The sequence below is a fragment of the Thiomonas sp. genome, assembly GCF_054608695.1.
The window spans coordinates 44599-53219 of the sequence record NZ_JBTRXV010000020.1; the positions used below are offsets into that span (position 1 = coordinate 44599).

The following is an 8621-nucleotide window of genomic DNA, read 5'->3' on the forward strand; positions in this document are numbered from 1 at the left end:
CGCCATGAACATCGTCGCAACCGTCGTTTTCATCGGCCTGTTCCTGTTCATCACCGTGCTGGGCTTCGTCTCGGCGCACTGGCGCAAGGGCGACATGTCGCACCTGCACGAGTGGGGCCTGGGTGGGCGCCGCTTTGGCACCTGGATCACCTGGTTCCTCATTGGCGGCGACTTGTACACCGCCTACACCTTCATCGCGGTGCCGGCCCTGGTGTTCGGCGCCGGCGCCCTGGGCTTCTTTGCGCTGCCCTACACCGTGCTGGTGTACCCGCTGGTGTTCGCCATCCTGCCCCGACTGTGGATGGTGGCGCGCAAGCACAACTACATCACCGCGTCGGACTTCATCGCCGGGCGTTACAACAGCCCGGGGCTGGCGCTGGCGATCGCCGTCACCGGCATCGTCGCCACCATGCCCTACATCGCGCTGCAACTGGTGGGTATCCAGGTGGTCATCGGCGGCCTGGGCTTCCCCGCCGGGCATGGATTGGTAAGCGAGCTGCCGCTGATCATCGCCTTCGTCATTCTGGCGGCGTTTACCTACACCAGCGGCCTGCGGGCGCCAGCGTCCATCGCCGTGGTGAAAGACCTGCTGGTCTATATCACGGTGATCGCGCTCATCGTCGTCGTGCCCATCAAGATGGGCGGCTTCGGCAACATCTTCGCCGCCATTCCGGCGAAAAAATTGCTGCTGCCCCCGATCAAGGACGGCAACACCGGGCTGATGTCGTTCTACGGCACCCTGGCTTTCGGCTCGGCGCTGGCGCTCATGCTCTACCCGCATGCCACCACCGCGGTGCTCGCCGCCAAGGGCCCCAACACCCTGCGGCGCAACTGGGTGTTCCTGCCGGCGTACTCCTTCGTGCTGGGGTTGATCGCCATGCTCGGTTATGTGGCCTATGCCTCCGGCATTGCCACGCTGCCTGACCTGGCACCGTACTTCAAACAGTACGGCCCGCAGTTCGCCATGCCCGGGCTGCTGCTGCATTACTTCCCGAGCTGGTTCGTCGGGGTGGGCTTCGCGGCTGTGGCCATTGGCGCGCTGGTGCCGGCGGCCATCATGTCCATCGCCGCGGCCAACCTGTTCACCCGCAACATCTACAAGCCCTTCATCAACCCGCAATGCTCGGCGCAGAAAGAAACCGACATGGCCAAGCTGGTGTCCCTGGTGGTCAAGTTCGGCGCCCTGCTGTTCATCATCTTCCTGCCCTTGACCTATGCCATTCAGCTGCAACTGCTGGGCGGCATCCTCATCCTGCAGACCTTCCCCGCCATCGTCTCCGGCATCTACACCCGCTGGTTCGATGCCAAGGCGCTGCTGCTGGGCTGGGCCGCTGGCCTGGCGTGGGGCATCTGGGCGGCCTCGCTCAACGGCTTCAAGACCTCGGGCTATGCGCTGCACATCGCCGGCATGGTGATTCCGGCCTACATCGGCCTGTATGCGCTGGTCGTGAACTTCGTCGTGGCCGTCGTCGCCACCATCGTCGTTCGGTTCTTGGGCATGGCCAACGACAAGGACGCGACGGTCGCGGCCGATTACGCGGGTTGACGGGACGCACAACCGCGCGTTCAACGACGTCGCCTGACGTCGCCGCAGCAGCACCAAGGGCCGGCCATGCCGGCCCTTGTTTTTTGCGCGCCGTGCTCACGCATAATCAGTCTTCCCCGACGCCGCCCGACCCCATCCCATGCTGCTCACCGCCGCGCTTCTGCTCATCGCCGCTGCCGGCATTGCCAAATCCGGGACCTTCCGCGCCAGGACCAACCGCTACGACAACAACGAGCCGCGCGCCTGGCTCGAGAACCATCCGGACCCGCGCCGCAGGCGGGCCAATGCGGCGCAGGCCAACTCCTTCGAAGCCTTGCCCTTCCTGTTTGCCGCCGCCTTGTTCGCGCTCTATGGCCATGCCGATCCGGCCGTGGTCAACGGCCTGCTCATGGCCTGGGTGGTGTTGCGCGCCGTCTACCTCTGGCTGTATGTGAACGATCGCGCCAGCCTGCGCTCCACGGTCTGGTTCCTCGCCGTGCTGGTCAACGTCGCCCTCTTGTTCGCACCGTTCTATGGCTGATGCCGCAGCTCCCGCGCAGCCTGCCGCGGGGACCAACCCGGGCCCGCTGGCCGGGCTGCGCGTCGCGGAACTCGGCAGCCTCATCGCCGGGCCTTTCGCCACCCGGCTGATGGCCGAGTTCGGCGCGGACGTGGTCAAGATCGAATCTCCCGCGCAAGGCGACGACCCCGGCGGCGACCAGCTGCGCACCTGGCGCAAGCTGCATGCTGGGACCTCGCTGTGGTGGGCGGCGCAGGCGCGCAACAAGCGCTGCATCACCGTCAACCTCAAGCACCCGCAGGGCCGAGACATCGTGCTGCGCTTGGCGGCACAGGCCGATGTGCTGGTGGAGAACATGCGTCCAGGGGCGCTGGAAAGACTCGGCCTCGGCTGGGACGCGCTGCGTGCCGTCAACCCCAGCCTGGTGATGGTGCGCATCTCCGGCTTCGGCCAGACCGGGCCGATGCGCCAGCAGCCCGGCTTCGGCGCCATTGCCGAAGCGATGGGCGGCATGCGCTACCTCACCGGCGACCCCGACCGGCCGCCCATGCGCGCCAATTTGTCGCTGGGCGATTCCATCGCCGCTCTGCACGCCACCATGGGCGCACTCATGGCCCTGCGCCACCGCGACGCCACCGGCGGGCGCTGGAACGGCAGCAGCGGCGGCGAAGGCCAGGTGGTGGACGTGGCACTGACCGAGAGCGTGTTCAACCTGCTGGAAAGCACGCTGATGGAGTACAGCGCCGACGGCACCGTGCGCGAGCGCACCGGCACCAGCATTCCTGGCATCACGCCGTCCAACGTGTACCGCAGCCAGGGCGGCGAGTGGGTGCAGATTTCCGGCAATGGCGACGCCATTTTCAAGCGGCTGATGCGCGCCATCGGCCGGATCGACATGGCCGAAGATGCGGGCCTGGCCAGCAATCAGGGCCGCATGCAGCGCGTCGGCGAGATCGACGCCGCCATCCAGACCTGGGCCGGGCAGCACGCCGCCGCCGACATCGTGCAGACCATGCGCGCCGCCGCCGTGCCCGCAAGCCGCATCTACAGCATCAAGGACATCGTTCAAGACCCGCAGTTCCAGGCGCGCGGCATGATCCAGCGCCACCTCTTGGCCGACGGCACCCCGGTCGATCTCCCCACCCCCGCCCCGCGCTTCTCGCTCACGCCGGGCGGCACCCGCTGGCTCGGCCCGGCGCTGGGTGCGCACAACGATGGGGTCTTGCACGAGTTGGGTCTGACTGCAGCGGAAATCGCCGCTTTGCGAGATCAGGGCGTCATCTGAACCCGGCTTGGGGCGCGCTCAGCGCTTGATCGCCCGCCAGCCGATGTCTTGCCGGAACTGCATGCCCTCGAAGGCGATTTGCCGCACGCCGACATAGGCGCGGGTTTGTGCCATGCGCACCGAGTCGCCCAGCGCGGTGACGGCCAGCACGCGGCCGCCGCTGGTGTGCAGTTTGCCGTCCTCCAGCCGGGTGCCGGCGTGGAAGACATGCAGATCGTCCGCGTGCTTGGGGATGCCGCTGATGGCGCCGCCCAGGCGCGGGGCTTCGGGGTAGCCGGGCGCGGCCATGACCACGGCCAGCGCGGTGCGCCGGTCCCACTGCAGTTCCATCTTGTCGAGCTTGCCGTCGATGGCGGCGTCGAACACGGTCACCAGATCGCTTTTCAGGCGCATCAGAATGGGCTGGGTTTCGGGGTCGCCGAGGCGGCAGTTGAACTCCAGGGTCTTGGCGTGGCCTTGCGGGTCGATCATCAGCCCGGCGTAGAGAAAGCCGGTGTAGTCGTGCCCCTCGGCGGCCATGCCCTGCACCGTGGGCAGGATGATTTCGCGCATCACCCGCGCATGCACTTCGGGCGTCACCACCGGAGCCGGGGAGTACGCGCCCATGCCGCCGGTGTTGGGGCCGCGGTCCTCGTCCTGCAGGCGCTTGTGGTCCTGGCTGGAGGCCAGGGGAACGACGTTGCGGCCGTCCACCAGCACGATGAAGCTGGCTTCTTCGCCGTCGAGAAAATCCTCGATCATCACCCGCGCGCCGTCTTCGCCATGCTGCACGCCGTAGGTGTTGTGCTCCAGCATGTCGGCCACGGCGGCGTGCGCGTCGGCCAGGGTGAGGGCCACGACCACGCCCTTGCCAGCGGCCAGGCCGTCGGCTTTCACCACCAGCGGTGCGCCGTGGGTGTCGATGTAGGCATGCGCCTCAGCTGCGTCGCTGAAGGTGCGGTGGGCCGCGGTGGGAATGCCGTGGCGCTCCATGAAGGCCTTGGCGAAAGCCTTGGAGCTCTCAAGCTGGGCCGCGCCCTGCGTCGGGCCGAAGATGCGCAGGCGGCGCATGCGGAAGTAGTCGACGATGCCAGCGGCCAGCGGCGCCTCGGGGCCCACCACGGTGAGGTGGATGTCCTCGGCGATGCAGAAATCGGCCAGTTGCGGCGGGTCGGTGATGGGCAGGTTTTCCACCCGCGTTTCCGTGGCCGTGCCGCCGTTGCCGGGCGCGACATACACCTTCTTGACGCGCGGCGATTGCGCCAGTTTCCAGGCCAGGGCATGTTCGCGCCCGCCCGAGCCGATGACCAGGATTTTCATGTGCGTGTTGGATGCAGGAGGCGTGGCCGGGCAGAAGGGCGTTCAGGGCAGGACGGCATTGTGGTCCACGCGCTGGACGTCGTCGAGGTCCTCGAGCGCGTCCACCAGCTTGTGCATGCGCTCGGCGTCGTCGCCGGCCAGTTCCACTTCCACGCTGGGCTTCATGCCGAGTTCGGCCAGTTCGGGCTTGAGCGCGGCGGCCTCGAAGGCCTTGCGCACCGCCTCGAAGTCGTGCGGATCGCAAATGACTTCGACGGAGCCGTCGTCCAGCGTGTTCACGTCCTCCGCACCGGCGTCGAGCGCGGCTTCCATCACCTTGTCCTCGCTCGTTCCCGGGGCGAACAGGAACTGGCCGCAATGCTTGAACTGGAACGCCACCGAGCCTTCGGTGCCCAGGTTGCCGCCAAGCTTGGACAGCGCATGCCGCACTTCGGCCACGGTGCGCACGCGGTTGTCGGTCATGCAGTCGATGATCAGCGCCGCGCCACCGGGGCCGTAGCCCTCGTAGCGAATTTCCTCGTAATGCGCGCCATCCAGGTTGCCGGTGCCGCGGTCGACTGCGCGCTTGAGGTTGTCGGCCGGCATATTGGCTTCGCGCGCCTTGTCCATGGCCATGCGCAGGCGCGGGTTGGTGCCCACGTCGCCGCCGCCGAGCTTGGCGGCAACCGTCACTTCACGAATGATCTTGGTCCAGACCTTGCCGCGTTTTTCGTCCTGACGGCCTTTGCGGTGCTGGATGTTGGCCCATTTGGAATGGCCGGCCATAGTGTTCGCTCCCGGCGCGCGGCGCCTTTGGTTTTGTCATTGCCTTGGACTGAATCGTCCAACGTCGCCGGGCATTTTACGGCCCCTCATTTGCGAGATTCCCGATGTCCGATCCCATCCTCATCGCCTGCGCCACGTCCAGCCCGGGGTTGGGGCGCAGGCGATGACCGAACTTGCGGTGGGCGGAGGCGCTGGCGTCCTTGCTCGGCGAAAAAGGCCGCTCCACGCCGACCGAGTGCGTGTGGCTGCCGGCTCCCGGCAGTCGCATCGGCCCCGTCAACGCCGAGGAACGCAAGGCGTTGATGCAACACTCGCTGGTGGCTGGGGTGTACGAGAAAACGGTGGACCGCGAGTCGGCCTATGAACTGCTCAAGGGCCGCGCGCAGCATAGGCAGCACGGTGGGCCGCGGAATCATCCGCGCTGTGCTGGGCAGCCTGCTCGGCGGGCGCAAGCGCTGAGGCGACCCCGACCGTCCGGCGCGGGGATGCGCCCGGCACCAGCCATCGGTGCGAGGGATTCGTGCAGCGTCGCCCCGAGGGCGAAAGCAGCTCGTGCCTGACCGAACTCTTTAAAATACTCGCTTTTGAAGTGGCCGCAGGCTGCGAGCGGCAAATCCGGCGGGGTTTCTCCTGCCCACTTTCACGCGGCAGCTACCGACTGGTTTGATCCGGTCCTCAGAGGTTTCCATGGCGGCAGATACGCACGGCGCAGGCGCGGCACTTGCCACTCAGGCCACGCAGCAACGGGTTGACGTCCTCATCATCGGCGCGGGTCCGGGTGGGTCGACGGCGGCTGCGCTGCTGGCCGAGCGCGGGCTGCATGTGGCGCTGCTGGAGAAAGACCATCACCCGCGTTTTCACATCGGCGAGTCGCTGCTGCCGGCCAACCTGCCGCTGCTGGACAAGCTCGGCGTTGCGGCGCAGGTCAAAGCGATCGGCATGGAAAAATGGGGCGCCGAGTTCGTCTCGCCCTGGCACGCGCAACACACCCAGACCTACGAGTTCGCCGATGCCTGGGACAAGACCATGCCCATGGCCTATCAGGTGCGGCGCTCGGAGTTCGACCACATCCTGATCCGCAACGCTGCGCGCAAAGGCGCCACCGTGATGGAAGGCTGCGCGGTGCACGAGGTGCGGTTCCTGCCCGAAGCCGGGGGCGCCGTGGTCAGCGCCACGCACGATGACGGCACGCAGTCCAGCTGGGCCGCGCGCATGGTGATCGATGCGTCGGGCCGCGACACCTTTCTCGCCAGCCGCTTCAAGGCCAAGCACCGCGACCCCAAGCACAACAGCGCCGCCATGTTCGCCCACTTCACCGGCGTGCAGCGGCTGGGCGGCAAGGCGCAGGGCAACATCACCATCGTCTGGTTCGAGCATGGCTGGTTCTGGCTGATTCCGCTGGCCGATGGCGCCACCAGCATCGGCGCGGTGGTCTGGCCGTATTACCTCAAGACCCGCGACAAACCGCTCGACCAGTTCTTCGCCGACACCATCGCCATGTCGCCCGACCTGTCGGCGCGACTCAACGCCGCAACCCGCGTGACCGAGGTCGAAGCCACCGGCAATTTCTCCTACAGCAGCGACCGCACCCACGGCCCCAATTACCTGCTGATTGGCGATGCCTACGCTTTCATCGACCCGGTGTTTTCCTCCGGGGTGATGCTGGCCATGCAGGGCGGCTTCATGGCCGCCGACGCCGTGGAAACCTGCTTGCGCGAGCCGGCCATGGCGGCGCAGGCGCTGGCCCGCTTCGACCGTGGCATGCGCCATGGCCCGCGCCAGTTCTCCTGGTTCATCTACCGCGTCAACCACCCCACCATGCGCGACATGTTCATGGGCCCGCGCAATATCTGGCGCGTGAAGGAGGCGTTGCTGTCGGTGCTGGCTGGCGACATTTTCGGCACCACCCCCATCTGGGGTTCGGTGCGCCTGCTCAAGGGCATTTTCTACCTGGCTTCCTTGCGGCATCTGCCCCGGTCGTGGCGCGCCCGCGGGCTGCGCAAGCGGCAAATTCAGGTGGAATCCCTGCCCGGCGTCACGGGCGGGTGATGGTCGCCACGTCTCCCTTGCAACTGCTGGTGTTGCCCGCCTCGCAACTCGCGGCGCAGCCCGCCGCCTGGCTGCGCAACGTGCTTGGCGTCGCCTGTTTCGGCGGCGCGTTGCCGCAGGCGCTGGCCGGGCTCGACTTGCCGCTGGCGCAGGTGCAGGTGCAAGCGCTGCGGCAAGGCGCAGCCTTGAGCGAAGTCTGGAGCGAAGTCTGGATCGCCGATGCGCCGTTGCGCGCCGGCGCGCATGGCCGGCTGCACTGGCGCTGCAACGAAGCGGTGCTGTTCGGCGTGCTGACGCTGGCGGCTGACGAGCCTGAAACGCAACATGCGCCGGAGATTGACGCCAGCCTCCTGTGCGAGAGCGCCGCCAAGGCACTGCCCCCTCACACAAGCCGCCCGTCCTCCCCCTTGCGACGCGCCACCGAGCTGGCCTACGACGAGCTGTTCGCCGCGGTCGAGACGCTCGGTTTCCCCCACCTGCTGCGGGTGTGGAACCATATCCCCGACATCAACCGCGAAAGCGCCGGGCTGGAGCATTACCGCCAGTTCAACATCGGCCGGCAGGACGCTTTTCTCGCCCACGGTCGCCATGTCAGCGGCGCCAGCGTGCCATCGGCCAGTGCGCTGGGGGCGGCGGGCGGCGCGCCGCTGGTGGTGTATTTCATCGCTGGCCGTCGGCCACCCGTCGCCATCGAAAACCCGCGCCAGCTCAGTGCCTATCACTACCCGGCCGATTACGGCCCGCGCGCGCCCACGTTTTCGCGCGCCAACCTGGCCTGCATCGCCGGCCAGTCGGCGCTGTTCATTTCCGGCACCGCCAGCATCGTTGGCCACCAGACGCTCCACCATGGCGACGTGGCGGAGCAGACGCGCGAGATTCTGCGCAACATCGAGGCCGTGCTGCGGCAAGCCGCCACCCAGGGTGGCGAAGGCTTGACGCTGCAAGACCTGCACTACAAGGTGTATGTGCGCCACGCCGCCGATCAACCCGCGATTCAAGCCGAGCTGCAACAGGTGCTGGGCGGCGAGGCGCGGGCGCTGTATCTGCAGGCGGACGTATGCCGTGTCGATCTACTGGTTGAAATCGAAGCTGTGGCCTTGCCCACGTCGCCGGAGTTTGCATGCTGAAGCGCCGCACCCTGGCTGCCCTTGCCTTGTCCGCTGCGGCGCCGCTGGCTG

Annotated in this window: 8 protein-coding genes; 6 read left to right on the plus strand and 2 right to left on the minus strand. The window is 67.3% G+C overall.

Going from position 1 to position 8621, the window contains the following annotated elements; genetic code table 11:
* The first annotated feature begins 4 nt into the window (after nucleotides 1-4).
* The 3 genes from mctP to ACYCUK_RS09415 all read left to right on the plus strand — a co-directional run bounded on the left by mctP (nucleotide 5) and on the right by ACYCUK_RS09415 (nucleotide 3330).
* The gene (gene mctP, locus ACYCUK_RS09405) at nucleotides 5-1546 is read left to right on the plus strand and encodes a monocarboxylate uptake permease MctP (RefSeq protein ID WP_461594515.1); all 1542 of its coding nucleotides are present in this window, start codon (nucleotides 5-7) and stop codon (nucleotides 1544-1546) included.
* Nucleotides 1547-1685: 139 nt separating this feature from the next.
* Nucleotides 1686-2066 carry an MAPEG family protein gene (locus ACYCUK_RS09410; RefSeq protein ID WP_461594516.1) on the plus strand — a complete coding sequence of 127 codons (381 nt, stop codon included), beginning with the start codon at nucleotides 1686-1688 and terminating at the stop codon, nucleotides 2064-2066.
* On the plus strand, nucleotides 2059-3330 hold the full coding sequence (locus ACYCUK_RS09415) for a CaiB/BaiF CoA transferase family protein (RefSeq protein ID WP_461594517.1): 1272 nt from the start codon (nucleotides 2059-2061) through the stop codon (nucleotides 3328-3330). Before ACYCUK_RS09410 ends, ACYCUK_RS09415 begins: the two co-directional genes overlap by 8 nt.
* An 18-nt stretch (nucleotides 3331-3348) precedes the next feature.
* On the opposite strand, the gene purD is transcribed toward ACYCUK_RS09415, so the two are convergent.
* Both purD and ACYCUK_RS09425 read right to left on the minus strand, forming a co-directional pair.
* On the minus strand, nucleotides 3349-4629 hold the full coding sequence (purD, locus tag ACYCUK_RS09420) for a phosphoribosylamine--glycine ligase (RefSeq protein ID WP_461594518.1): 1281 nt from the start codon (nucleotides 4627-4629) through the stop codon (nucleotides 3349-3351).
* 42 nt (nucleotides 4630-4671) lie between these two features.
* Complete coding sequence (locus ACYCUK_RS09425; RefSeq protein WP_461594519.1) at nucleotides 4672-5394, minus strand: YebC/PmpR family DNA-binding transcriptional regulator; 723 nt, start codon at nucleotides 5392-5394, stop codon at nucleotides 4672-4674.
* A 239-nt stretch (nucleotides 5395-5633) separates the two neighbouring features.
* On the opposite strand from ACYCUK_RS09425, the gene ACYCUK_RS09430 reads away from it, so the two are divergent.
* The 3 genes from ACYCUK_RS09430 to ACYCUK_RS09440 all read left to right on the plus strand — a co-directional run bounded on the left by ACYCUK_RS09430 (nucleotide 5634) and on the right by ACYCUK_RS09440 (nucleotide 8570).
* A complete protein-coding gene (locus ACYCUK_RS09430) occupies nucleotides 5634-5954 on the plus strand; it encodes a helicase HerA-like domain-containing protein (RefSeq protein WP_461594524.1) in 321 nt (106 codons plus the stop codon).
* 127 nt (nucleotides 5955-6081) lie between these two features.
* Nucleotides 6082-7443: an NAD(P)/FAD-dependent oxidoreductase gene (locus ACYCUK_RS09435; protein WP_461594520.1), complete on the plus strand. Its 1362-nt coding sequence runs from the start codon at nucleotides 6082-6084 to the stop codon at nucleotides 7441-7443.
* Complete coding sequence (locus tag ACYCUK_RS09440) at nucleotides 7443-8570, plus strand: chorismate transformation enzyme, FkbO/Hyg5 family (RefSeq protein ID WP_461594521.1); 1128 nt, start codon at nucleotides 7443-7445, stop codon at nucleotides 8568-8570. Before ACYCUK_RS09435 ends, ACYCUK_RS09440 begins: the two co-directional genes overlap by 1 nt.
* Nucleotides 8571-8621 lie beyond the last annotated feature (51 nt).

Excerpts from the sequence above, each read along its gene's own strand:
- ACYCUK_RS09410 (WP_461594516.1), top strand. The coding sequence starts at position 1,686 with ATGCTGCTCACCGCCGCGCTTCTGCTCATCGCCGCTGCCGGCATTGCC.
- ACYCUK_RS09425 (WP_461594519.1), bottom strand. The coding sequence starts at position 5,394 with ATGGCCGGCCATTCCAAATGGGCCAACATCCAGCACCGCAAAGGCCGT.
- purD (WP_461594518.1), bottom strand. The coding sequence starts at position 4,629 with ATGAAAATCCTGGTCATCGGCTCGGGCGGGCGCGAACATGCCCTGGCC.
- ACYCUK_RS09415 (WP_461594517.1), top strand. The coding sequence starts at position 2,059 with ATGGCTGATGCCGCAGCTCCCGCGCAGCCTGCCGCGGGGACCAACCCG.
- mctP (WP_461594515.1), top strand. The coding sequence starts at position 5 with ATGAACATCGTCGCAACCGTCGTTTTCATCGGCCTGTTCCTGTTCATC.
- ACYCUK_RS09435 (WP_461594520.1), top strand. The coding sequence starts at position 6,082 with ATGGCGGCAGATACGCACGGCGCAGGCGCGGCACTTGCCACTCAGGCC.
- ACYCUK_RS09440 (WP_461594521.1), top strand. The coding sequence starts at position 7,443 with ATGGTCGCCACGTCTCCCTTGCAACTGCTGGTGTTGCCCGCCTCGCAA.